The following is a 25,046-nucleotide window of genomic DNA, read 5'->3' on the forward strand; positions in this document are numbered from 1 at the left end:
AGTGCCATCATCCCAGGCCCCTCAGCCCGTCTGCACCGCGCCTCTCTCCGCGATCCTATCGCCACATCTTGGCCCTCATACGTAGGGCTTACTCGTATATAAACATTGCGGTACGAGCTCAGGACCTGTACGAATAACATTAACCCCCTCGCGACGTTGCAGTAGAACATAAACATTTTACAGAAGTTGTTCCAGCATTCTATAGCTCTTGTCCATCGCAGGCTTCCAGGTTTCGTATCCTTGCGTTTGAAGTTCACGGTTATGGAGCAGAAGAATATTTTTGCTCTTTGCTTGAAGGAGGAGAACATGCTCAATACGTTGAGGTAAATTGCCCTCTTGGCGGATTTCTGGATAAACAACCATGCCCGAGGATAGCGGCTTCACTTGAGCAGTAACTCAAGCAAGCTCACGATATCGAGCAAACACGAAAACGGCATCAAGCATATAAAAGGTAGGATAAAACATCCTAAGACAGATGGCAAATTTGAGAAATGGAACGACACATACGAAAAGAATCGAAATAGGTTCGAAAATTTTGACAATTTCGTGAACTGGGACAACACAGTCCGGTACCATGAGGCACTCGACTCAAAACACCATCCACAAACACCATGGGATGCATTCTGGGCCAGACTGACACCCGCCTGCATCCTCAGAGTATTCCTCGATCGAATGGGGCGTGAACCACGTTGAAACACCCCTCAAAACGCCGACTATATAAGGTCAAAGGTTTCGGGACTAAACACGTCCAGCGTGATAGCCGTAAAGTCTATATAAGGATCTGAAAAAGGGGAACGGAGGTTATCGATCATGAAGTGGCAGGGAAAGTCGGCTAGAAAGCCCACTGGTGGGAGGCTGGTTCCGGCCAGAGGGAAGAGGAAGTATGAGCTGGGCAGAGAGCCAGCAGAGACGCTCATCGGCACAATCCGGATCAAGAAGATCCGCACACGTGGTGGCAACCAGAAGCTGCGCCTTCTGAAGGCAGATATGGCCAACGTCTCGGATCCGGTCACAGGTGCCACAAAGCTTGTGAGGATCGAGACCGTGGTGGACAACCCAGCGAACCGGCATTACGTGAGGAGAAACATAATCACACGGGGCGCTGTGATCAGGACCGAGATCGGCGAGGCCAGGGTCGTGAGCAGGCCGGGGCAGGACGGCGTGGTGAATGCTGTTCTCCTGCCGAAGCACTGATGTGCATAGGCAGGACGCACCGATCCTCTTCATCTAACGCATCTGGTGGATGATGCTGGCTTCTCATCAGTGATTGCATATCTTTTGTGCGCCTGAGCGATTCGGTCTGACATGGGTCTTCTCAGGGCAGTCCGCCTTCCGCGTTGCGCCGCAGGGAAGTTCGCAAAGGCGAGTTTTTACGAAGAGCCCCGGCTTCGGGTCGTGGGCTCGAATACTCCTCAATGAAGATGTCATCCTGCACAATACCTCACAGAGCCTGCAGATGGCACAGATCGATCTGACACGACAGGCGGATCCGAAAGATCATCAGATAGTTATTTATCCTATAGAGATTGACTTTTGAGTGAGGGTCCTGATGCAGAAGCGTTTATTGATATGCATGTTTTTCCTGATGTCGTTGCTCGTTCAGGGAGCAACATCGCTCCGGATGTACTCCGATGAATCCATAACAATAGATTCTCCCGTGGATGACGATATCTTCGCGGCGGGCAGTGTGGTGAACATAAATGCACCTGTTGAGAGCGCCATCGTGGCCGGAGGCGTTGTCACCGTGAACGCGCCGGTAGCCGGAGATCTCATTCTGGCCGGAGGTCAGGTGGTTCTTCGATCTGACATTGGCGGAAAGCTGGTTGCTGCTGGAAGCAGGATCAACATCTCCTCAAGGATAAAGAGAAATGCTCTTCTGATGGGCGAGGATATCAGCATGCTTTCCAACACAACCGTTGGTAGAGATGCTCTCATCGGGGCGAAGCGATTCAGCAACAGGGGGAGCATCAACGGCACGCTCACAGTTGCGGCAGAGCAGTTTGAGAACAACGGAACCGCCGGACGTGTGGAGTTCCAGAAGATCGAGAGCAGGCGTGAGGATACAGCGTTCATCAGCCTGTTCCATCTGCTCAGCATCATCGGCTATCTTCTGCTCGGCCTGATCGGCCTCAGGTTGTTCCCATGGCTCTTCAGGGCATCAGAGGCCAGGATGCTCCGGGATCCGGCGATCGAGACCCTTGTGGGATTCCTGACGATAATCGTGGCCCTCATCCTTGCGGTGATACTGGCCATAACGATTGTGGGCATACCGATATCGGTAATGCTCCTGCTGCTCCTCTCAGCGGGCATCATGCTCTCATGTCTTCTCGTATCATTCACGCTGGGAAGAAGGGTAACGGCTCTCCTCAGGACCGGAACTGGCAGCTCTGTTTCATTCACAGTTGGGTACGTGATACTCAACATGCTGTTCCTGCTGCCCTACATCGGCTGGATCTTCATGCTGATCTCGGTGTCCATGGGCGTTGGTGCGCTGCTGTATGTTGCCAGGGATGGGACGTCAGCGCAGCTGACCACCACAGCATGAACTCTCAGGAATGGTGAGGGCGGAAAGCTCCCTCCACACAGGGATGAAAGCGGCGCCCTCATCCCTGAGTGCCAAACAACATTTGTACTGATTGTGATCTTTAATATGGGTTTGCAGCGTTGATGCTGATATTTTTCGGGCTTTGTGGAAATTCTTATATATCGAGAAATCTTGATACGTAAGCAGAATGCCTGAAATTACTGATAGATCTGTGGAGAAGCTCGCAAGGCTGATCGGTGATGAGGAGCGGGCGAGGCTCAAGATCCAGAGGCTTCGCTCTCTGGCAGACGTCATAGAGAGTGATGTGCAGGATGAGGTGAATATCTTCAAGGCCCTCTCAGATCCGTGCAGGCTTGCAATACTCAAGCTCCTTCAGAATGGAGAGTTCTGCGTCTGCGAGATCATGACCGCGCTGGATAGGCCGCAATCGACGACATCCCATCATCTCTCCATCCTGAAGGATGCGGGGCTCATAAAAGAGCGTAAGGTTGGAAAATGGTCGAACTACCGCCTCGCGGATGGTGCAGTGATTGAGATCATGAACCAGGCGCGCCTGCTCTCCAGGTTACAGAAATAGACCAGATGATCACGATGACGATAAAGATGGTAACGGTTTTGATGACATCTGCATTGCTGTTGCTGCCGTCAGCGCTTGCTGGCTGCGCATGCTCTGCCGGTGGCACATGGGATCCATACGCATTCCTGAACTACAACCCCCTCCAGGGCGCCAGCCCCACCGGTGAAGGCAGGAGCGCTGTGACGCAGGACGATTACAGATCAGATGATTTCTCGAATGGCGATATTCTCAGGCCCATGCCATCAGTCTCCAGCTCGGATACGATCCTGGCGATCTCAGAGAAAGAAAACCCGGGTGATGGCGTTTACGTGAATGGCGCTCTGAGGCTGAGCCGGGGGTCGCTGGTGAATCAGAACGGCACTTTTAAGAGCCCTGATGAGATCGCGAGCGCTCTTGGAAGCATTGGCGTTGCCAATTCAGACAGAATTGTCGTATACGGTGATGATCTCGGGGATGCGGCTCTGGGATTCTTTGCCCTGAAGCATGTGGGTCACAGGGATGTGAGCCTTCTGGATGGAAGTGCTGAGAGATGGAGATCGATGGGCCTTCCTGTGCAGAGCGCCCCATCTGTTAGGAAGGAGAGCGTTTACATCCCACACAAACAGGACCTCGTGGCATCATATGATTATGTCATGACCGGGGAGGCGCAGATCGTCGATGCGCGGCCCTTCAGAGACTTCGGCATCTCAAGAATACCCGGGGCGATCCACATCGATTCCGAGAGGGTCAGAGACGGAGACAGAATCGCGGATAACGAGACGCTCATGGGATTGTTCGCGCCTCTTCAGAGAGACCGGCCTGTTGTTGTCTACTCAGAGGACCCGGATCAGGCATCTATTGTGTGGTTCGCTCTCCAGCTCATGGGCTACAACGCCATGATCTACTCCTGGAGCGACTGGGTGTCGCACAGCACAGCAGTGACTCAAACCGCGCCTGGCGCGCTCGGTCACAGCCCCGTGGCGAAATCCAATGTCACAGGATCAGGGAGCAGGTACAGAAAACTGGGAAGGTGATGTAATGGGTGAAAAGCTGCCACTGCTGTCAAGGTTCCTCACACTCTGGATATTCCTCGCGATGGTCGTGGGCATCGCGATAGGGAACTTTGCGCCGCAGATCACTGATGCCATTCTCAGCCTATCGATCGGAACGACGTCGATACCGATAGCTATAGGCCTCATACTCATGATGTATCCGCCCCTTGCGAAGGTGAGGTATGAGGAGCTGGGGGAGGTCTTCAAGGACAGAAAGGTCATGGCCCTATCGCTGATACAGAACTGGTTGATCGGACCGGTGCTGATGTTTGCGCTGGCTGTGATATTCCTCAGGGATTATCCACATCTCATGTACGGCGTGATCCTGATAGGTCTGGCCCGATGCATCGCGATGGTCATCGTCTGGAATGAGCTTGCCTGCGGATGCACAGAGTACTGCGCGGCTCTTGTCGGACTGAACTCTGTCTTCCAGGTGCTCTTCTACTCGGTATACGCTTACATATTCATCACAGTGCTTCCAGCATACCTTGGAGTGGCTGAGGGGACCGTGGTTGATGTCACAATAACGCAGATCGCAGAGAGCGTCTTCATCTACCTCGGAATACCGTTTCTGGCCGGCATAATCACCAGGTTCACGCTGATCCGGGCGAGAGGGAGAGAGTGGTACGATGGTCGATTCATACCCACAATAAGCCCGATAACGCTGATCGCACTTCTCTTCACAATCATAGTGATGTTCTCGCTCAAGGGCGACTACATAGTACAGCTGCCGATGGATGTGATCCGGGTTGCTGTGCCTCTGACCATATACTTCCTCCTGATGTTCTTCGTGAGCTTTTACATGGCCTTCAAGCTGGGAGTGAGCTATGAGAACACAGCCGCTGTCTCATTCACAGCTGCCAGCAACAACTTCGAGCTCGCCATAGCGGTCGCAGTCGCTGTCTTCGGTATAGCCTCTCAGGAGGCATTTGCAGCTGTGATAGGCCCACTCATCGAGGTGCCTGTTCTCATATCCCTGGTCAATGTCGCGCTCCGTCTCAGGGATCGTTACTATCCGGGAGCCCCGGAAAGGGTGTTTTGTGAGACTTAGGTGAGATTATGGCAGGACATGCTGAGGTAAAGCTCGTGAGCAACGCCATGGCGAACACAACCAGGCGGAAGATAATGAACCTGCTCCTTGAAAGGAGCCTCTCGAAGGAGGACATAGGAAAGGCGGTGGGGCAGAGCATGCTGGACTACCACCTTCAGATACTCCAGCAGGCAGGCCTCATAAAGATTGAGAATGACGTGGCGAGCCTCACAGATTTCGGAAAAAACTTCCTGGAGTCTAAGGGAGAGAAGACCGAGAGGATAGAGATCAAGGACGCAAGGCCAGTTGAGGTGGTTGAGGTCAAGCAACTCCTTCCATGCATCGCGGATACGACGAAGTTCAGGATAATCGCGCGCATGGATCCGCCGCTGGGAGGCGCGCTGAAGGCGCTGGAGCCGCTCTTTCCCAGAGGCAGATACTCTGACAGGATTGGAGCGCTGATCATACAGAAGGGCACCGTGCTCATAACGCTATACAGCACAGGAAACGTGACGATGACTATGATCAGAGACGAGGCGCATGCGAAGGAGCTTCTTGAGGAGTTGAGGAAGACAATAAATGATGCCATAGAGAAGGGAGTCACCCCCGCACCCAAGGAGAAGGTCCGGGTGGATCCGATGGAGGTCTACAGGTATCTTCCAGGAACGAACTGCAGGGAGTGCGGCGAGCAGAGCTGCTACTCCTTTGCCATCAGGCTGGTCAGCGGGGAGGTCGGTCTGGAGAGCTGCAAGCCGCTCCAGGATGAGAAGTACGCAACGAGACTTGAGCACCTGAGATCGCTTCTTGCGTATCTCTAAGCTTCCTGTCTCCAAAGGAAACGGATCTTCCTTGGCGTTTCGTATGAAGACCCTGACGATAGTGCTCACAGACGGGCCCTACATCAATCAGAACGCTGAGATCGCACACAGGATAGCCAGAGCTGCTCTTGAGAGGTATAGGGTTAATATATTTCTCTATCTCGATGCCGTCCACATACCGAAGAGGGGGCAGAGCCCGGTACAGTTCATGAACATCGGGAGCCTCTTTCAGGAGCTCGCATCGATGGGCGCCACGATACGGGCGTGTCCGAGATGCGCATCCTCGCGCGGATATACTTCGGATAACGGAGTGTGCCCGGAGTACATTGAGGGGGTACTCATAACGAGCCTCTACGATCTGGAGCGCATGATCAGGGAGAGCGACAAGGTGATATCGCTCACAGGGTGAGGACATGGGACCGGTGGTTTTTCTTGTGGATTCATCCCCGTACGGCTACGAGAGAGCGTTTGGAGCGCTGAACGCGGCTGCTGTCTGCCTCCCGATAGGCTCTGCAGTTGCGCTTTACGCAGACGGAGTCTATCTGGCGCTCGCAGATCAGCGTGGGCACCTGGCAGGGCTGATGTATGCGTATCCGGAGATCGATATCTTCGCGCATGAGCCATCGATGGCTGAGCGCGGTCTTCTATCATGCGATCTCTCAGATCGGGTCGAGATGCTGGATGATCTCGAGTTTGTGGAGCGCATCAGGGGCTTCAGAGCCATGGTGGTGATATGAGCTCCGTCTTCATACTGACAAAGCCGCCAGGGAACCCCAGGGCAGAGCTGTGCCTCAGGATGCTCAGCCGGAACTTCAGGCTCTACCTCCTTGGAGATGGCGTTTACAACATACTCACAGGGCGCCTTGATGACATCGCGGGAGATGTTTTTGCATTCACCCGGGATCTGAGGGAGAGGGGTGTCTCAGCCGCGGGCATAAAGGAGATTGATGATTACAGCTTGATGGTGGATGACATCATGAGCGCTGAGAGCGTCTTCGCATTTTGACTGGCGCATGTCCCATTCTCAGACAAGACCACCGGAGAGTTTGAGATCAGATGTCCCGCAGGGACTGGAGAAAAGATTATCACCAATACTGATGCAGGTTCTCCTGATGAGGATGGAGCTGGATGTTAATGAGGTAAAGGCCCTGTTCGAGAGATGCTCTCACCAGGACGATGTTCTTGAGGGGCTTTACAGAATGGTGCTCCCTGTGTGGGAGCGAATAGAGTACGTCGTCGAGGGGAGGCCGCATATAGGCGAGGTCGGCTGGAACACGATATTCTCTCTCTTCCAGGCGTTCGACGAGAGGCATCATGGGGATTTTGTGTTTCCAGGCTACATGTGGCTGAGCCTCGGGTTCCAGAAGGACGAGAGCCTCCGGCCATGGGAGGTTGATACATCCGAGGTCAAATATGTCCTCAAGAGATGAGCACTGCCAGAGCCTCGGGCGGGATTCGAACCCGCGGCCTCGTCCTTACCAAGGACGCGCAATGACCGAGCTTTGCTACCGAGGCGCTATCCGCTCGATTACCTCTGCGCTTTAGTAGTTTTCGGTCAGGGCGCAGAGAGCTTCACCCTCAAAATATCTGATGGTACCCATCCACTCTGACTGTATTGCCACATCATCCAATGCGCTCCGGCGAAAAGACCATACCGCCTCCAGGGACCGGTATCATAAAGCTCAGATAACCCACGGAAACGGGTCAAAGAAAAAGAGATACCTCCCGGGGGACTTCACGCCGGGATTGATGTGTTGAGCGGTACCATCTCGGTCACATTCTCAGTCACGTTCGTGGCGACGGCGGTCTCATTGGCCGGCGGAAGAACCACAAACACCCTGACGACTGGGAAGTCGATGGTCTTGTTGGAATCCAGTGTGACATTCACCGGCGCAACCGGCTTGTACTCAGGCGGGACGACCAGGCTCAGCACATACTCGCCTGCAGTGAGGTTTACAAAGACGTATGTTCCATCCTCTGCGGTCGTTGCTGTCATGCCGCTCAGATCAAGCGTCCATCCTGCGAGTCCTGTCTCATTCGCGTCCCTGGCAGCGTTTTCATTCGCATCCTCATAGACCACGCCTGAGATCGTGTAAGTTACAGGTACCTCCACAACCTCTGGAGTCTCATTCACAGCGGGCTCAACGACTGGCTCTGCTGTAGGTGCCACCTCCTCAGCCTCTGCGACCACTGGAGGAACCTCGCCAAGCTTGAACGTGTACTGATATGGCTTTCCTGTCTCAATCGAGAACTTCGCTGGCTTCTTAGAGCTGAACGAGAAGCGCGCCTCCTTCTTCACAACAACCTGCTCATTCGTGAGATTGTGAGCGGGGGTTCCTGTGGATATGGAGAACTGTGGCCTAGACTCCGCCTTGTTAGAGAACGGGTACGGGCTTTTATCATCCTTTATTGTGTATCCCATGGCAGAGGTCATGGCAAATGCCGCCATCGCCAGGATCACAGAGATCACCAAAATGCTCTTCTTCAATTTATCCTCCTCCTATCTGTGTATCGACCATCCGCTTTTGCGTGACCATTACCAAACATTCTCCCTTTCGAGAAGAACTCGGCTCTACAGTCGTTATTCTTCGTATATATAGACTTTCATCGCAAAATACGATGCCTCCGGGCCTCTGTGAGATGAGAACCATCACATGAAGCGTCGCTTCCGAATCCCTCTCTGCATGAGCCGAAGCCGATTCCGTGTTCGTGGCACGCCTCCCTCACGCGTGAGAGTATGGCATGTCTGATCTCAGATGGCAGGTACCGGTAGCCACCAATACGCTCTCCCTGCTCGAAGTACATCGGCCTCAGGCTCTGCATGACATCAGGGAACTCAAGAGACATGCGGCGCCAGCTGTCCTGCCTGGCCTTGTAGGTGGAGGATATGACATAGGATGCGCCCGCATCTGCGACACGCTCCACGAGCGCATCGATCTCGGAGTCGTTTATACCCGGTATTATCGGATCGATCCTCGCAGCCACCGGAACGCCGCTATCCGTGAGCCTCCTGATGGCTCTGAGCCTGAGACTGGCTGATGGGGCTCCGGGCTCAAGCCTGGAATCCAGACGCAGCGAGGTGATCGTCATTGAGACTGCAGCCCTCATGTCCGAGAGGAGGTCCACATCCCTGAGCACAAGATCTGATTTTGTGACAATCTGCAGCTTCAGGCCCCTTCTCCTTATCAGGGATATGCACGATCTCGTTATTCCGAGCTCGCGCTCCATCGGCGGGTATGGATCAGAACTGCTGGAGAGCGATATGAGCTCTTCCCCGCGCAGCCTCGCGATCTCCTGGCTGAGACGATCGATTCCGCCCTTCGGCCTGCAATCGCTGAAGCGCCTTATGTAGGAGGATGCGTAGCAGTAAAGACAGCCATGCACACATCCTGTGTACGGGTTGAGGCTGAGCTTCTCCGGGCATGTGCAGAGGCTGCTGCGCCATGGATCAAATGGTCTGAGGATCATCATGTGCTCAGGACGATCCACATTATTTCTTCGCATCGATTCTCATCGTGGAGACCTCCCGCGATCTCGGATCGTAGACCCTCACGGCGTGATTATTGGTATCTGCTACGAAGCATGAATCCCCCAGAAAGGTGACCCCGGACGGCTCGTAAAACGCGGCCATATCCGCGGCACCGTCTGCGAACCCGGGGCTCCCCACGCCGGCGATGGTGTGGATGGATCTCTCAGAGAGATCTGCTTTCTTGATCCTGTGGTTGTATGTATCCGCAACGTAAATCGATCCATTCCTGTAAAAAAGCCCAAGAGGATGCTGAAGCCTGGCTCTCTCGAAATCTCCATCGATGTCCCCAAAGTAAAAGAGGTCTCTGCCGATGAGCGTCCTCACATCTTCATCGATCACCCTGAGGGATGACGACTCGCTGTCGACGAAGTATATCCTCTTCCCATCTGTCGTCAGCCCGGACGGCTGCGCCAGCCGGGACATCTCCAGCGGTCCATCCACGATCCCCTCGGCTCCGGATCCTGCAAATGGCTCCACCATTCCATCGAGATCCATCCTCCATATCTGATGGAATCCGGCCATCGCGATGTAGAGATGATCCCCGACGAAAACGAGATCCCACGGCGAGCTCAGGGATACCTCATCACCTCTGCCCCCGGAGCCGGGATATCCCGACCTTCCAGTGCCTGCCACCGTCATAAGAGTTCTTCTTCTCAGATCCGCCGCCCTGATCATGTGGTTTCCGGTGTCAGCTATGTAAGCAACATCCCCGACAACCGCGATCCCCTGGGGTCTGAATAGCCGGGCCTCGCCAAATTCGCCATCGCTGTATCCCTCCTCACCACAGCCTATGACGTCCACCAAGCTCCCATCGGAAGATACAATCAGTATTCTGTTGTTGTTGGAGTCCGCGATGAAGAGGTCATCGCCATCCGAGGCAACCTTTCCGGGAAATGAGAGCGGCCCGGATGCATTCTTCTGCGCCTTCCTCGGCACAGCAACACCGCGATGGAGGCTTCCACGCTTTTCATACTCCGGAATGAGCTGCTCCATTATCGGCATGAGGATCGAGAATATCCCCTCTCCGGAGGTCCTGCCGAGGATCTCCCCGTCCGGCGCTATCAGTACAAACGACGGCCAGGCCCTTATGCCGTATGTGCGCCACATGGTTTGACCGCTGTCCACGAGAACCGGGTGCTCTATGCCATACCGCATCACGGCCTTCTCGATGTTCTCCACCCTCATTTCGTTCTCGAACTTGGCGCTGTGAACTCCTATCACCACCAGCTCAGGGTACCTCTCCTCAAGCATTTTCAGCTCCGGAATGACATGCATGCAGTTTATGCAGCAGTATGTCCAGAAGTCGAGCAGAACGAATCTGCCGCGCAGGTCTCTCAGTCTGTAACTGTGGTCGGTGTTGAGCCATACCAGATCCTCGGGGAACTCAGGAGCTATCATGCGGATTGCTCTGCATTACGTGCAGATCACTGTTGTGGTCGCCGAAGACCAGGCTGCAGTCATAAACGCGGATCAGGGGATGAGGTGCTGTGTTGAATAATCAAGGCTTATAAGGTCGAACGCCACCAATTTTTACTATAATTCAATTTGTATGAATTGGCCCTGTGCTATCGGATCCTCAAACATCATTCAACACAGCGGGATGAGGAAAAAGCTTATGACGGGGGATCATCCATCTTGATGAAATTTTTGGGCATGTTTTCGACAAAAAGCTCATGAGGCAAGGCCGACCCGTGTGGATGAGAATGGTCTGCGCCAGATGCAATTTTCGTACAACAAAAGAGATGCCAGCTGAGCTGGACGTCATGATATGTGGAGATGCCATATGAGGGGTAAAAGCTTTGGTATTCGGCTTGATGGAAATGAGACACAGAGTATTGCATTCCTGGGATGTGAGACCGGATGAGGCTGTTGAAATACAGAAGATGCTCGCCGGCAGTGTGAGAATTCAGAGGGTGGAGCGCTTGGAGACGGTGGCTGGAGCAGATGTATCTTTCTCCGGATCCAGGGCACATGCGGCTGCTGTTCTGCTTGATTACCATGATATGCGTCTCCTCGACGTGTCCTTTGCGGCTATGGATGTGGATTACCCCTACATCCCGGGGCTGCTGACATTTCGTGAGGGGCCCGTCATACTCAGGGCTCTTGAGGGGATCGATAATGCTGACGTCCTGCTCTTCGATGGGCAGGGGATCGCGCATCCGCGCAGATTTGGAGAGGCAAGCCACCTCGGATTGCTCCTCGATCGCCCATCTGTGGGATGTGCAAAGTCGAAGCTCTGCGGGGAGTTTTCCGGGCCCGGAAAGGAGAGGGGGTCTTTCTCCCTGCTTGTTGATCGTGGGGATATTGTGGGTGCTGCTCTCCGGACCAGAACAAATGTCAAACCGGTGTTCGTATCCCCGGGGCACATGTCAGACCTGAGTTCTGCGATCGAGATTGTGCTGAACTGTGCAAGATCCCATCGAGTGCCGGAGCCCCTGAGAATGGCGCACATTCTCTCACTCAAAAGGGCGCGATCAAAGCTCTGAGAAAAGATGAAAAGAGTAAATTAAATTGAATACTTCAGCATGCCCTCAACCCTTCAGCGTTTCAACATCTGGCCTGCCCCAGCCTGCAGTGAAAAAGCTGGCTGTGATGTATGCTGCGCCTCCGCAGATCAGCCCCACGAACACAGGATGGATGAGTGTGTTTCCATAAAAATTCCAGATGATAATGGAGATGAACGATGCGAGAAGGCTTGCCACGAAGCCGGCTGAATTACCTCTGTGCCAGTAGAGCCCGAACACAAGCGGCACAAATACGCAGCATGCGATCACCCCCATGCTTATCGAGACGAGTGGCACGATCTGTGATGGGATGCTTATCGCCGAGACCGCTGCTGTGATGATTATGACCACACCAACAAGCCGCGTAAGACGGAGGACTGTGCCGTCGGAGATGCCCGGCCGCAGGTAGTGCAGTATGTCTGATGTAAGCGAGGTTGTGGTGACAAGAACTATGGCGCTGATCGTCGACATCGCCGCAGATATCGCAGCAAGGAGAACAAGCGCATCAAACCCTGGTGGCAGGTACGTCCTTGCCAGGAACGGTACCAGACTGTCCGTATTTTTTATGAATGTATCAAGCTGTTCTCCGCTGAGGACACCATATGCGAGAACGCCAAGCGAGAATATGCAGATGGAGTAAACCGCTATGGATACAGGCCCATAGATGCCTGCGAAGCGCACCACCCTTCTGTCCCTGGCGGAGAATACCATTATCAGGAGATCGGGAAGCGCGAGAAGCCCGAGGCTTATGGAGAATGCCATACCGAGTGTCCTCTGCCATGGCAGATCGATGCCGTGCATCGAGGTCACGTATGCTGGAATTCTGGACCAGATCTCCAGGGTGCCAGAGATTGATAGCACGCTCCCGTAAAGCAGCACCGCACCGCCGAGCATGAGCACTCCCTGGAGGAAACCAATCCATATTATGGCGGGGAGACCGCCGATAGCATAATACATGGCCACTATGAGGACTGTTAATATCAGCCCCTGAAGGTATGTGACACCTATCAGCCCCTGCAGGAGCGTGGCGCACCCCTTGAAGATGGGCACCAGGTAGACTGTATACAGCACTAGCATTATGGCGGCCAGTAAGAACTTCCCCACAGGTGATCTGTACCGCCGCTCAAGAAGCTGTGGGACTGTCTTCGCGTCGTGCTCCTTCGCTGCCTCCCATATCCTTCCCGCCATCAGCCATGCGAGGCATGCGAATGCGACATGGAAGAATGCACAGAACACCACCCATGGCATCCCTGCGATGAGGCCATATCCCCCTCCACCGAGGAAGGATGCCGCGCTGAAGTACGCTGCTGTGTATGCCACTCCAATGATGGCAGGCGTGGCGATGTTTCTGTCGGAGAGAACAAAGCCGGAGAACGTCTCCTGCCGGAGCCTCCAGGAGAGAAGGAGTATGACGGTCACGTAGGCCAGGAGCAGGATCTGGTTAATCATTGTATCTCCTCATGAGCAGAATGATGGTCACAGAGAGCATGAGCACGATCGAGATCAGGAGCGCCAGATAAGGAACAGGAACGCTCATACATGATCACCCCGATGGATCCTGCATTCAACATATGTTTGCAACACTGTTTGCATCACGACCTCCTCCACAAATCCAGTACTTTAGTGTATGTTTTTGTGCTTTGATGTCGCTTTGGTGTTAAAACCCTTTCCCTCAGGGGGTTGTGGACTTACCTCATTGATGGCATTCGACTCAGCGGGACACTCACCCGAAGCTCTCGCCTCCTGCTATCCGCTTAATGACGCAAATATGTGACCCACAGGTAAAAGATCGTGGACTCGATTCACTGATGTAAACAAGAAATCCGCATTCGCTGGCATAAAAGATCCCGGATCTGCGAGGCCACATGCTGCTGATCTAAATGATTCAGGTACACAACCGGAGAGCGCTCGTCCGACTTGTTCACAGACTCAACCCGCATGCTGCTGATCTCAATGATTCAGGTACACAACCGGGGGGTGAAGTGCCCGAGAAGAATGGACCAGGAATGACCCTCAGTTGCAACCATCCTCAAAAAGGTTATATAATGTGATTTTAGGTTCTATGATGAACATATTGTTTCTCTAATCCATCTGGAGGACTACCGATTGAGATCCAAGATACTGCTAGATGAGGAGGATATCCCGAAGAGATGGTACAATGTGGCAGCTGATCTGCCCCGGCCGCTCGACCCGCCGCTGAACCCGGCGACGCATGAGCCTCTGAAGCCGGAGGACCTCGAGCCGATATTCCCGAAGTCCCTTATAAAGCAGGAGATGAGCACCGAACGCTGGATAGACATACCTGAGGAGGTGAGGGACGTCTACAGGCTCTGGCGTCCAACACCTCTGTACAGGGCTGTCAGGCTCGAGAAGGCCCTCAGGACTCCTGCCAGGATCTACTACAAGTACGAGGGTGTGAGCCCGGCAGGAAGCCACAAGCCGAACACTGCTGTTCCTCAGGCTTACTACAACATGAAGGAGGGCATAGAGAGGATTGCAACAGAGACCGGTGCAGGACAGTGGGGCTCGGCGCTTGCGCTTGCCACATGCATCTTCGGCCTGAAATGCACGATCTACATGGTCCGCTCAAGCTACGATCAGAAACCGTACCGGAGGAGCATCATGCGGGTCTGGGGCGCGGAGTGCTTCCCGAGCCCGAGCAACAGGACGAACGCAGGCAGGAGGATTCTGGAGCAGTTTCCGGACACGCCTGGCAGCCTGGGAATAGCGATATCAGAGGCCGTCGAGGACGCGGCCACGCATGATGATACAAACTACGCCCTTGGATCTGTTCTGAATCATGTGCTTCTCCACCAGACAGTAGAGGGGCTTGAGGTCAAGAAGCAGTTCGAGCTCGTGGACGATTACCCGGATGTGATATACGGCTGCTGCGGCGGTGGAAGCAACTTCCCAGGGGTGTGTTTCCCCTTCATCCCGGACAAGCTCAAGGACAGAAAGGAGCTCAGGCTTGTGGCATGCGAGCCGACTGCATGCCCGAGCCTCACCAAGGGTCTATACACATACGACTACGGGGATACTGCGCGCCTGACGCCTCTGCTCAAGATGTACACGCTCGGCCACGACTTCGTCCCGCCCGGGATACACGCCGGAGGGCTGAGGTACCACGGTGATGCGCCCCTGCTCTGCAACCTGGTGAACGCAGGAATCATCGAGGCCCAGGCGTTCCACCAGCGCGAGGTCTTCGAGGCCGCGACGACCTTCGCGCGCACGGAGGGCATCGTGCCGGCGCCGGAGTCTGCGCATGCGATCAAGCCCGCGATCGACGAGGCGATCCGATGCAGGAAGACCGGCGAGACGAAGACTCTGCTCATAAACCTGAGTGGACATGGGCACTTCGATCTATCTGCGTACGATGCGTACAACGATGGGATCCTCGAGGATTATGAGTATCCAGAGGAGCTGGTGAGGCAATCGCTTGCCAGGCTGCCTAAGGTCTAGGCTCGGGTTTCTGATAAATCCGATAGCAGGAATGGGGGGAGCGGTCGGGCTCAAGGGCACCGATGGCGTCGCTGCTCTCGCAGAGCGCCTCGGAGCCGCCCCTGTATCCAGAGAGAGGGCAGAGAGGGCTGTCAGAAGACTTCTTGAGCTCTCAGGAGGATCGATCCCGGTGCATGTGCTCACCGCGGCCGGCTCTATGGGAGAGAGCCTGCTGTTGGAGATGGGCGTGGAGCACTCTGTTGTACACACTCCGGGGGAGATGACAACAGCTGAGGACACGAAAAGAGCATGCTCCATATTTGCATCTGATGGTGTGGATCTGATACTCTTCTGCGGAGGAGATGGCACCGCGAGGGACGTCGCATCTGCCTCCGGAGATCTGCCGATCCTCGGCATACCGGCTGGGGTTAAGATGCACTCAGGGGTGTTTGCTGTGAGCCCGGAGGCAGCTGCAGATCTCGCTTATAGGTATCTAAGAGGCGAGCTCCGAGTCAGAGAGACCGAGATAGCGGATGTGGATGAGGAGCGCTACAGAAATGGCGAGCTTGTGGTGCGCATCTACGGCGCGGCCAGGACGCCATACCTACCGGCGCTGGTTCAGCAGAGGAAACAGATCTACGCAAGCTCTGATGAGGAGCACTTCAAGCGCGAGATCGCTCAATTCGCCAGGGAGTTCATGAGCGACGGCTCATACTACATCCTCGGAGCTGGAACCACGACCGCGAAGATCGCCGAGCTGATAGGATGCGAGAAGACCCTCCTGGGCGTCGATGTTATCCGGAACGGGAGGACTGTGATAAAGGACGCATCAGAGAGCGATTTGCTGAGGCTTCTCGATGAGATAGATGGGGATGTGAGGATCATCGTCAGCCCGATAGGCGCTCAGGGATTCATTCTGGGGAGAGGCAGCCAGCAGATAAGCCCGAGGGTTCTGAGGATCGTGGGCCCGGAGAGGCTGATACTGATAGCGACGCCTCACAAGCTGAGGGATCTGAGGTATCTTCTGGTCGACACCGGAGACGTGGAGATCGACAGGGCACTGGCGGGAAGGCGGCAGGTTGTGACAGGATACAGAATAGCACAAATAAAGGAGGTGAGGGCTGCAAGCGATGTATTCGGGACAGGGGGAGAAAGCGAAGAGAATGCCAGGGGCTTCCGGTCGTAGGTTATAGCAGAGCGGCCGGCCGAAAAACCAGAAGTGATGCAGATGAGCTCATCGGCCATCTGGGGCTATCATTTCCTGGGGTTCAGGCGAAAGGGTATGGATCTGCTGACCCTCTCGCCGTACCTCCCGCGAAGCTCGACTTTTACTGTGTAATCTCCCGGCCTCCAGAGGCCTGTCTCCCAGAATGTTGTGTATATGCTGTTGAGATCGAAGTCGACCATCGGTATCTCTGCCTCCTTCTCAGCTCCTGTTATCGTGGATGTCACCTCCTCAACCTCGCCTGTGACGAGCGCCTCGATCACAACAAGATCCCCCACATTCGCCTCGTTCGAGCTCAGGTCGACGCTCTTCAGCTCAGGCCCGGCCACCATCTCCGGATCGTTTCTCAGGTACAGAACGGCCCTGGTGATGTTCATCGCCCCCCAGCCGAATGTGTTATCCGCACCTGGATCCCCCAGATCATCCGCAGATCTCAGAAGCACCCTTTTGACATCAGCTGGCGTCAGGTTCCCGAAGCCCTCCAGAATCAGAGCAGCAGCTCCGGCAACCTGTGGAACTGCCATGGATGTCCCGCTCATGCAGCTCTCATCGTTCTTCGTTCCTGCAAGCGCTGATGGCACATCTACCCCGATGGTCACTATGTCCGGCTTGATCCTCCCATCGGAGGTTGGGCCGCGTGAGGACCTCTCAAAGATTCTCCCTCTTGCGTCTATGGCGCCGACGGTTATCACCTCCTCCGCCTCTCCCGGAACAACGATGGAGGACGGCGATGGCCCGGAGTTGCCGGCCGCCACAACAACAACAATCCCCTCCTCGACCATCCTGTTGCATGCCTCATCGAGGAGTGTCGGCCTGTCGGAGCTACGATCTCCTCCGACGCTGAAGGATATAACCTTGATATCGTACAAATCCCTGTTCTTGGCGCACCAGTCGAGCGCGGAGAGAGCATCGGACAGGTAGCATGATCCATCCCTGTCCATGACCTTGAGCACGACAAGCCTCGAGCCGGGTGCCACACCCATGCCCTTTGTGCCGGATATCAGGCTCGCGCAGTGCGTTCCGTGACCATTATCATCATACGGCCTCTCAAGGTTGTTGACCATATCAACGAATGCGACGATCTTGGGGTCATATGTGGCTGGATCATCATCAAGATCATCCAGAGAGTCATGCTCCGCATCCACGCCTGTATCTATCAGCGCAACTGTCACGCCATTGCCTGTAAGCCCTGTCGTTGCTCTCCTGGGGTTCTCAGGAGATCCGGGCAAGCCAGATCCCGCCTGCTCCATGCCACATGATCCACCCAGGACCCTGAGCTTCTGATCCCTGTAGATCCCCTTCACGCCCTTCAGCCTGGCCAGCTCCGGGATCCTGTTCCCCGGGACGAGCATGGCGCTTCCCCTGAGGATATCCAAGCTGTGCAGCTTTTCGCCCGCAGTATCTGTCACGTTATCATCATGAAGCACTATCACCCTTGTCTCCTCAGGGCCGAGTGATTCCAGTGAATCCTCTATCCTGTTCGCGTTGAGGTCCAGCGGATCGAGAACCCTAAGCGATCTGCAAGGGGTTACGGCTGCGTTGCCCGCCCTGTCCACGGCAATTATACTTATATCATAGTCACCTGGAGGCAGGTTCGAGCCGCAGTAGCCGATGTACCTTCCATCCCCATCAAGATCGAACATAAGCACCTGTTTTCTGCCGACCTCTGCGTACACTGAGGATATGCCAGATCTGTCGTAGATGTTAGCGCTTATCTCAGCCCTCGGATCGCCGCGCTTCAGCTGGTATGGAAAAATCCTGGGGTTGGTTATGACCGGCGGTGTGGTGTCGCTGCGATCCCTCTCCATTAGTGCCCTGAACTCCTTCTGGAACCATCTCGTCGCCCTGTCTGAGATGAACGGGTCCTCGGCGAAGACTATAGAAAAAAGGAGAGCAATGGCTAGGGCAGCCGAGAAAATACAGATCGCCTTTCTGCCTTTGAGCCTCTTCTCCGGATTGCCCACCCCACTACCTCTGCTCCACCTACTGGATCACAACCGTGAGGGCATCCTCGAACTCCTTTGAGAGCGAGTATACAGTCACAACAAAGCTGACAGAGTAGCTACCTGGGGGTGTGTTTGTTGCATCCCATGTTCCAACGTATATATCATCAGAAACCCTCTCCATGGGAACAGACGCGACCTCACCACCCTGAGCGTCCATGACCCTTGCGGTGCACGTGAAGTACTGTGTTGTTTTGCCCAGGCTCAGTCCAGGGTTCTTGCTCTTGGTGAGGGACCCTGACCAGACAGTTATGGGCTCGCATGTCGCACAGCCCATCACGCTGAGAGTGGTCAGGTTCTCATCTGCTGTCTCGCTGATATTCTCTGCGCCCTCCTCTGGCAGCTCGAAGACCGCATAAATCTTCACAGGACCGGGAGATGCCGGATTCGGCTCAGCCCTCGTCAGGGTGCTGTTGAGCTGCATCCTGAATGCTGGGAGGTTCTTCAGCCAGTCATTCCACGTGTATATCCTGGCATCGTAGCCCATCATCCTCAGCGCAAACCACACCATCGACGCCTTGAACTCGGTGTTCGCGTAGACCACGACAGGCTTCTCCTTCGTCAGGCCTGCGAAGACGCTATCCAGCTCCGACTCATCCTTCAGCCTGCCGTTCTCAGTGACCATATCGTAGGGTATGTTCAGAGCTCCGGGTATCGCTCCCTGGCCGAACGCATCGAATGTCCTGGAGTCCACTATCTGCACATCAGCATTCTTCACGTAATCATTCGTCGCCAGAAGCTCCGATCTGATGCTCTGAACGGTGTAGGTTGTGGATGGTCTCACATACGGGCTGCTCTGTACGGGCAGGCCTGCAGCCTTCCAGTCCTCTGTATCCCCATCCAGGAGCTTCAGTTTGCTCTCGTCGTGGCCCATGTATAACATCAGCCAGTACACGAACGTGGCCCCAAACGGCCCACTCAGACATGTCGGGCAGTTGTAATCAGTGCCTGTCAGCACCACCCTGTCGTTGGGGGAGATGCCGGCGTTTCCGAGGATAGCAGCGATCTCCTCCACTGATTTGAGCTCCTTGTTCTCATTGTAGAACTCCATGTAGTTAATGTGCACCGCGCCGTCTATGTACTCGCTCGCTCCGTTGCTCACATCCAGCACGATATCGGATCTGGCGACGCCTGTGACCGGGACGAGCATGCTGCTTGATCTAACAGGCGCGCTTTCAGTCGCTTGATTTGATGCAGCATCGCTATTCGTCTCAGACGTCTGAAGGCTCTTGTTGAAGAGCGGGTTCTTGAGCCTCTCGGTCTTTGCAGACACCACCGGGGCTGATGTCTTCTCCTCCTCAGGCCCCAGGCTCTTCAGGAACCCCTCGTGTGGATACTCCTCATAATCTGGCTTGCACAACGGGCAGGCAGCAATCGCCCACTGCATGCTCATTGCAGAGATGACAAGCATCATTCCAAACACAATTATGAATCTGCGAATCATGATCTTCCTCTCAGCTGGGCCATTGCAGCCTCAAAGCTGCGCCCGGCCCTCGGTGTGATCCTGAACTTCCCTATAAACTCTTCTAGTTCATATCCTCTTCTATCTGTCGCTGCGATCACAACTGAGTACTCACCAGGATCAAGAAGTGCAGTGGTGAGAGAGCCCTCGTAATGATCGCCGGCCTGATAGAGACGCACATAGGACCTGGACTCCGGTATCCTTGCCGATACCTGGGAAAGACCGTTGACTGACTCGATCCATGCCTTTATGAGAAGCTGTTCTCCGGCTTCGATCTCCTCCGGGAGGCTCGCATTCAGTATCTTTATAGGCCTCAGCTCGTATCCCATAACAGGGTACATGTCCCTCGAGCGGTTGCTGATCTCTCTGGGGGTGTCGCCGAATCCATCTGCTCCCGGAACGTCCTGGGCAGGCCCGCTCCGCTCATCCACGCCTGAGTAATCGCTCCAGGCGTTCCCCCCCACCGGGTACGGAGCGTTCCATATGTTCTCTCCCCTGTCCACAGCCTGGACCACATTATCTATGAGGCGGTTGGAGTGGAATATGTTGCTGTTCGACTCAACGAATATCCCCGTGGGGCTTTGAGTGATGCTGTTCCCCACCACAGTGTTGCTGTCGCTCTTTCCCTGTATCTGTATGCCGAACCTGATGTTTGAGCGTATATCGTTGCTGAGTATCTCGTTCTCGCCTGAGTCAAGGAGGGCTATCCCCGCAACCTGGTTATCGGTGATTGTGTTGTTTCTTATCACATTTTGATTGCAGTTGAACCGAAGATCTATCCCATTTGCCCTGTTTCCGGAGATCACGTTCTTCTCTATGATGTTCTTCGAGCAGCCTGTGAACATGTAGACTCCGTACATGTTGCCGTTGAGCGTGTTCCCACTTATCGTGTTGTTCGAGCATGATGTGGAGAGATGTATACCATACGCTCCGTTGTTGCTGGCGATATTGTTCACTATCATATTATCATTGGAGGAGTCTGTGAGGTATATCCCATACCACCCCTCACCGACGACACCGTTGTAGCTTGCGTTGTTGTTCGCGATTGTGTTTCCGGATGATGTGAGAAGGACTATCCCAGGCTGCTTGCAGCCTGTCACCGTATTGTTGGTGATGCGGCATCCACTGACCCTGCTCAGCCTTATCCCGTAGAGGCCGTTTCTGACTGTGAACCCGGAGATGTTCACCATGTCCGCCTCAACGCTTATGCATGCGTCTGATGGTGATGCGATTACAGTTGCCCCATCGCCTATGAGGTTCAGACGCTTGTTAACCGTGAACTTCTCGTACACTCCCGGCCCGACAATTATGGTATCTCCTGGAGATGCTGCATCTATGCTTCTCTGTATATCGCTTCCCGCATGGATTGTGGCTGCGCTGCCTGTTATTGAGAGAGCCGTCAGCAGCGTGGATGCTATACACAAAACGAGAGTCGCATCACACAGATGCACAAATGTCTCTTCTGAAACTCCATGCAATCTGGTACGCTGCCGGCTCAGGCGAATGCTCAATCAACCACCCCAGCCAACGAGATCTGATGACCTTATAAATCTTGCTCACAGTGATTTAACGGGTCTATGGCTTGAATCACGGACTGACTGACCGCCTGGGGACCTCTGATCGCTGGTACAATGTGAACCCAGATGGGTACAAGCTGCTGACATCAATGGTGTTTGCTCGATATCGTGAGCTTGATTGAGTTACTGCTCAAGTGAAGCCGCTATCATCGGGCATGGTCGTTTATCCAGAAATCCGCCAAGAGGGCAATTTACCTCAACGTATTGAGCATATTCCATCAATGGTATGAACACACGATCCAATCAAGCACATGGGCGTATATTTTGTCAATGGCGCGCTCTGAGTATTGATTTATCCCAGTGAGTTTCTCGTATCGCAACCCAAAAACAGATATAACTCCTGTCTCAGAGATCGGATGAGAGCTGAGCAGGGATCGCAGGATGCGCAGGATACTGGTCACGAACGATGACGGGATTTACGCCCCGGGGCTGAGGGCAGCGGTGCGGAGCGTCGAGGATCTCGGTGAAGTGGTGGTGGTAGCCCCCTCGGGCCAGAGGAGCGGCGTTGGCAGGTCTGTGTCGGTATTCGAGCCGCTGAGGATGGCAGAGGTGAACCTCGACGGGAAAAGAGCGTATGCTGTCTCCGGCACCCCCACAGACTCCGTAATACTGGGAATCTTTGTTGTGATGAAGGGGGAGCTGCCCGATCTCGCTGTCTCGGGCATAAATGTGGGGGAGAACATAAGCACAGACACCGTCACAACCAGCGGAACCATCGGCGCTGCCATAGAGGCTGCCAGCTACGGTGTACCGGCGATCGCAGCGTCGATACAGGTCGCGGATCAGGGTGACAAGTTCGATAATAACCATTCCGTGGAGTACAGGTTCGATACTGCGGTCAATCTTCTCCGCAGGATTGCGATCAGGGTCCTGGAGAGAGGAATGCCTGAGGGGGTTGACATTCTGAACATCAACCTGCCGCTGAACGCCACTGAGGACACGGAGATAGCTGTCACGAGGCTTGCAAGGAAGATATTCAGGACCGCTGTGGAGGAGCGGAGGGATCCAAGGGGGCGTCCGTACTACTGGATTGGCGGTGATCTGATCTGCCGTGAGAGGGTGGGAACAGACGTCAGGGCTGTTTATCAGGAGGGCAAGATCTCGGTGACTCCGCTCACAATCGACTCCACAGCAAGGATCGATTTCGCGGAAATCGCGGACCTCCTGGAGAACATCTAAGCCATGCGTGGGCCATGTATCGCCTGGTTGTGCACGAAACAGAGCTGATCGCATCGGGGAGTGGCGCATTTGGAAACCGAGCTGCTTGGAGACATAGTTATCATATTCATTCTCTCCTCAGCTGTGCTCTTTCTCTTCCACCGGATCAGGATGCCTGCGATTCTTGGGTATCTAATAACTGGCGTCATTGCAGGGCCACAGTGTCTGGGCATGATCCGATCCATCGATCAGGTTGTGGTTCTGGCTGAGATCGGTGTTATACTGCTCCTCTTCACCGTCGGCATAGAGATCTCCCTCAAGGATCTGCTGCAGATAAAGAGGTTCGTTCTGGTCGGAGGCTTTCTGCAAGTGCTGTTCACGGTACTTGCAGTCCTTTTTATTCTGGTAAGCCTAGACAGACCCCCTGGGGAGGCGGTTGCTCTTGGGTTCATGGTATCGCTCAGCAGCACAGCCATAGTCCTCAGGATAATACAGCAGCGTGGAGAGTTTGATGCTCTCCACGGGCGGACCATACTTGGCATACTGATATTCCAGGACATCATAGTGGTTCCGATGATGCTGCTCATACCCATGCTGCCTGGAGCGGCTGTATCCACACATGAATCGCCTATTTACATCCTCTTCAAAGCGTTGCTGCTCATAGCAGTTGTGATAGCAGGCGCGAAGTGGATTGTGCCACGGATTCTCTATCAGGTGCTGAAGACCAGAGATCAAGAGCTTTTTCTCCTGTTCACGGTTGGCATGTGCTTTGCCGTGGCCTGGCTCAGCTCCTCCGCTGGACTCTCTCTGGGACTGGGCGCATTTCTGGCCGGGCTGGTGATATCCGAGTCTCCCTACAGCCTGCACGCGATCGGGAACATCCGACCGCTGCGGGATGCATTCTCAAGCTTCTTCTTCGTATCCATCGGCATGCTTCTCGATCTCAGGGTGCTCATTGATAACACGGCCTTTATCATAGTCATTTCAATCTGTGTTATATTAATAAAAGCTGTTACATGTGCACTGGCCACATCCATCATCGGCCTTCCCATGCGCATGGTGGTGCTTGTCAGTCTGGCGCTGAGCCAGGTGGGGGAGTTCTCCTTCATACTCTCCAAGGTCGGGCTGGACTCCGGCATTCTGTCCCCTGAGGTGTACCAGATGTTTCTGGATGTGACGGTACTGACCATGGGCGCCACAGCCTTTATGATAGCCATATCGCACAGGGTGGCAGCTGGCTTCTCACAGCTCTCCAGATACGATGAGCTTGAGGGAATCAGGAGGCAGCATACGCTCAGAGATCATCTGATAATCGTGGGTTTCGGGGTGAACGGAAGAAACGTTGCGATGGCTGCGAGGTCGAAGGGCATACCATACGTTGTGGTCGATTTAAATCCTGATATCGTGAGGAGTGAGGGTGGGAATGGAGAACCCATTTACTATGGGGACGCGACACAGGAGTCCGTGCTGAGCCATCTCGGAATAAAAGATGCGAGGGTCATTGTGATTGCCATCTCAGATCCGGTGGCCACACGCCAGATCGTTGAGATGGCAAGGCGTCTGAATGAGGATGTTTTCATAATAGCAAGGACTCGCTACGTTCAGGAGGTTGAGGCCCTTCACAAGCTCGGCGCAGACGAGGTCGTCCCTGAGGAGTATGAGACATCTGTCAAGATATTCGCAAAGGTCCTCGAGAGGTATCAGCTCACAAGGGACGATATCGAGAGGATTGTGGAAGACATGCGCGCTGGAGACTACAGCCTCTTTCGCAGCGTCTGCGAGGAGGCCTACTGCGATGCAAACCTGAAGCTCATGGGAAAGGTGATCTACACCATAAGGGTGCCCGAGGGTTCGAATGCTGCAGGCAGATCTCTCGATGAGCTCGGCATTGAGGGCATACTTGCGATTAACAGGGGCGATGAGACATTGAGGCCCATAGGCGGATTGAGGCTGCAGGTGGGAGACGTCCTGATAATAATAGGCCCACCTGAAAAGATGCGCGAGGTCGAGCGCATGCTGACCGAAATGGGCAGGGGCACAGAGCGGTGAAGCACTCCACACAAGCCATCCAGTGTCGACCCGCAGAAGCCCACGATCTCATGGGCGTTGATCGTAAAACCGAATACCCTGCAGCTTGCTGGAGGGGCGA

General features: G+C 54.5%; 22 protein-coding genes and 1 tRNA gene. 15 read left to right on the top strand and 8 right to left on the bottom strand.

What is annotated here, in order from left to right; translation table 11 throughout:
• Positions 1–810: 810 nt before the first annotated feature.
• From QHG98_07795 to QHG98_07840, 10 genes are all read left to right on the top strand, one after another.
• Positions 811–1,194 carry a 30S ribosomal protein S8e gene (locus QHG98_07795; protein ID MDH7597619.1) on the top strand — a complete coding sequence of 128 codons (384 nt, stop codon included), beginning with the start codon at positions 811–813 and terminating at the stop codon, positions 1,192–1,194.
• 343 nt (positions 1,195–1,537) lie between these two features.
• Positions 1,538–2,545, top strand: coding sequence for a hypothetical protein (locus QHG98_07800; GenBank protein MDH7597620.1), 1,008 nt, complete (start codon positions 1,538–1,540; stop codon positions 2,543–2,545).
• 187 nt (positions 2,546–2,732) lie between these two features.
• Positions 2,733–3,122, top strand: a complete 390-nt coding sequence (locus QHG98_07805; protein MDH7597621.1) for a metalloregulator ArsR/SmtB family transcription factor — start codon at positions 2,733–2,735, stop codon at positions 3,120–3,122.
• A gap of 14 nt (positions 3,123–3,136) precedes the next feature.
• On the top strand, positions 3,137–4,135 hold the full coding sequence (locus QHG98_07810) for a rhodanese-like domain-containing protein (protein ID MDH7597622.1): 999 nt from the start codon (positions 3,137–3,139) through the stop codon (positions 4,133–4,135).
• 4 nt (positions 4,136–4,139) lie between these two features.
• Positions 4,140–5,204, top strand: coding sequence for an ACR3 family arsenite efflux transporter (arsB, locus tag QHG98_07815; GenBank protein ID MDH7597623.1), 1,065 nt, complete (start codon positions 4,140–4,142; stop codon positions 5,202–5,204).
• Between the two features lie 8 nt (positions 5,205–5,212).
• Positions 5,213–6,001 carry a (Fe-S)-binding protein gene (locus tag QHG98_07820; GenBank protein ID MDH7597624.1) on the top strand — a complete coding sequence of 263 codons (789 nt, stop codon included), beginning with the start codon at positions 5,213–5,215 and terminating at the stop codon, positions 5,999–6,001.
• Between the two features lie 31 nt (positions 6,002–6,032).
• Positions 6,033–6,410: a DsrE family protein gene (locus QHG98_07825; protein ID MDH7597625.1), complete on the top strand. Its 378-nt coding sequence runs from the start codon at positions 6,033–6,035 to the stop codon at positions 6,408–6,410.
• Positions 6,411–6,414: 4 nt separating this feature from the next.
• Positions 6,415–6,738 carry a sulfur reduction protein DsrE gene (locus QHG98_07830; GenBank protein MDH7597626.1) on the top strand — a complete coding sequence of 108 codons (324 nt, stop codon included), beginning with the start codon at positions 6,415–6,417 and terminating at the stop codon, positions 6,736–6,738.
• Positions 6,735–7,007 carry a DsrH/TusB family sulfur metabolism protein gene (locus QHG98_07835; protein ID MDH7597627.1) on the top strand — a complete coding sequence of 91 codons (273 nt, stop codon included), beginning with the start codon at positions 6,735–6,737 and terminating at the stop codon, positions 7,005–7,007. Before QHG98_07830 ends, QHG98_07835 begins: the two co-directional genes overlap by 4 nt.
• A 106-nt stretch (positions 7,008–7,113) precedes the next feature.
• On the top strand, positions 7,114–7,431 hold the full coding sequence (locus QHG98_07840) for a hypothetical protein (GenBank protein ID MDH7597628.1): 318 nt from the start codon (positions 7,114–7,116) through the stop codon (positions 7,429–7,431).
• Between the two features lie 10 nt (positions 7,432–7,441).
• Here the strand turns inward: QHG98_07840 and QHG98_07845 are convergent.
• The 4 genes from QHG98_07845 to QHG98_07860 all read right to left on the bottom strand — a co-directional run bounded on the left by QHG98_07845 (position 7,442) and on the right by QHG98_07860 (position 10,928).
• A tRNA-Thr gene (locus QHG98_07845) sits at positions 7,442–7,516 on the bottom strand.
• A 220-nt stretch (positions 7,517–7,736) separates the two neighbouring features.
• Complete coding sequence (locus tag QHG98_07850) at positions 7,737–8,489, bottom strand: SdrD B-like domain-containing protein (protein MDH7597629.1); 753 nt, start codon at positions 8,487–8,489, stop codon at positions 7,737–7,739.
• 116 nt (positions 8,490–8,605) lie between these two features.
• Positions 8,606–9,505 (bottom strand): radical SAM protein, encoded by a 900-nt coding sequence (locus tag QHG98_07855; GenBank protein ID MDH7597630.1) that lies wholly within the window; start codon positions 9,503–9,505, stop codon positions 8,606–8,608.
• Positions 9,492–10,928, bottom strand: a complete 1,437-nt coding sequence (locus tag QHG98_07860) for a thioredoxin-like domain-containing protein (GenBank protein ID MDH7597631.1) — start codon at positions 10,926–10,928, stop codon at positions 9,492–9,494. The genes QHG98_07855 and QHG98_07860 overlap by 14 nt, the downstream gene beginning before the upstream one ends.
• 422 nt (positions 10,929–11,350) lie before the next feature.
• On the opposite strand from QHG98_07860, the gene QHG98_07865 reads away from it, so the two are divergent.
• Entirely contained in the window at positions 11,351–12,016 is a 666-nt protein-coding gene (locus QHG98_07865) for an endonuclease V (protein ID MDH7597632.1), read from the top strand.
• A 45-nt stretch (positions 12,017–12,061) separates the two neighbouring features.
• On the opposite strand, the gene QHG98_07870 is transcribed toward QHG98_07865, so the two are convergent.
• Entirely contained in the window at positions 12,062–13,483 is a 1,422-nt protein-coding gene (locus QHG98_07870) for a sodium:solute symporter family protein (protein MDH7597633.1), read from the bottom strand.
• Positions 13,484–14,140: 657 nt separating this feature from the next.
• On the opposite strand from QHG98_07870, the gene QHG98_07875 reads away from it, so the two are divergent.
• A complete protein-coding gene (locus QHG98_07875; GenBank protein ID MDH7597634.1) occupies positions 14,141–15,493 on the top strand; it encodes a TrpB-like pyridoxal phosphate-dependent enzyme in 1,353 nt (450 codons plus the stop codon).
• Positions 15,471–16,658 (top strand): ATP-NAD kinase family protein, encoded by a 1,188-nt coding sequence (locus QHG98_07880; protein MDH7597635.1) that lies wholly within the window; start codon positions 15,471–15,473, stop codon positions 16,656–16,658. Before QHG98_07875 ends, QHG98_07880 begins: the two co-directional genes overlap by 23 nt.
• 68 nt (positions 16,659–16,726) lie before the next feature.
• On the opposite strand, the gene QHG98_07885 is transcribed toward QHG98_07880, so the two are convergent.
• The 3 genes from QHG98_07885 to QHG98_07895 are packed head-to-tail and all read right to left on the bottom strand — an operon-like array spanning position 16,727 to position 21,586.
• A complete protein-coding gene (locus QHG98_07885; protein MDH7597636.1) occupies positions 16,727–18,661 on the bottom strand; it encodes a S8 family peptidase in 1,935 nt (644 codons plus the stop codon).
• A gap of 19 nt (positions 18,662–18,680) precedes the next feature.
• The gene (locus tag QHG98_07890) at positions 18,681–20,144 is read right to left on the bottom strand and encodes a rhodanese-like domain-containing protein (GenBank protein MDH7597637.1); all 1,464 of its coding nucleotides are present in this window, start codon (positions 20,142–20,144) and stop codon (positions 18,681–18,683) included.
• Positions 20,141–21,586 carry a NosD domain-containing protein gene (locus tag QHG98_07895; GenBank protein MDH7597638.1) on the bottom strand — a complete coding sequence of 482 codons (1,446 nt, stop codon included), beginning with the start codon at positions 21,584–21,586 and terminating at the stop codon, positions 20,141–20,143. Before QHG98_07895 ends, QHG98_07890 begins: the two co-directional genes overlap by 4 nt.
• Before the next feature lie 534 nt (positions 21,587–22,120).
• Here QHG98_07895 and surE point away from each other — a divergent pair.
• Together surE and QHG98_07905 are read left to right on the top strand one after the other, a co-directional pair.
• Entirely contained in the window at positions 22,121–22,918 is a 798-nt protein-coding gene (gene surE, locus QHG98_07900; GenBank protein ID MDH7597639.1) for a 5'/3'-nucleotidase SurE, read from the top strand.
• 69 nt (positions 22,919–22,987) lie between these two features.
• Entirely contained in the window at positions 22,988–24,946 is a 1,959-nt protein-coding gene (locus QHG98_07905; GenBank protein MDH7597640.1) for a cation:proton antiporter, read from the top strand.
• Positions 24,947–25,046 lie beyond the last annotated feature (100 nt).

The sequence above is a fragment of the Methanothrix sp. genome (assembly GCA_029907715.1).
Classification (GTDB): Archaea; Halobacteriota; Methanosarcinia; order Methanotrichales; family Methanotrichaceae; genus Methanothrix_B.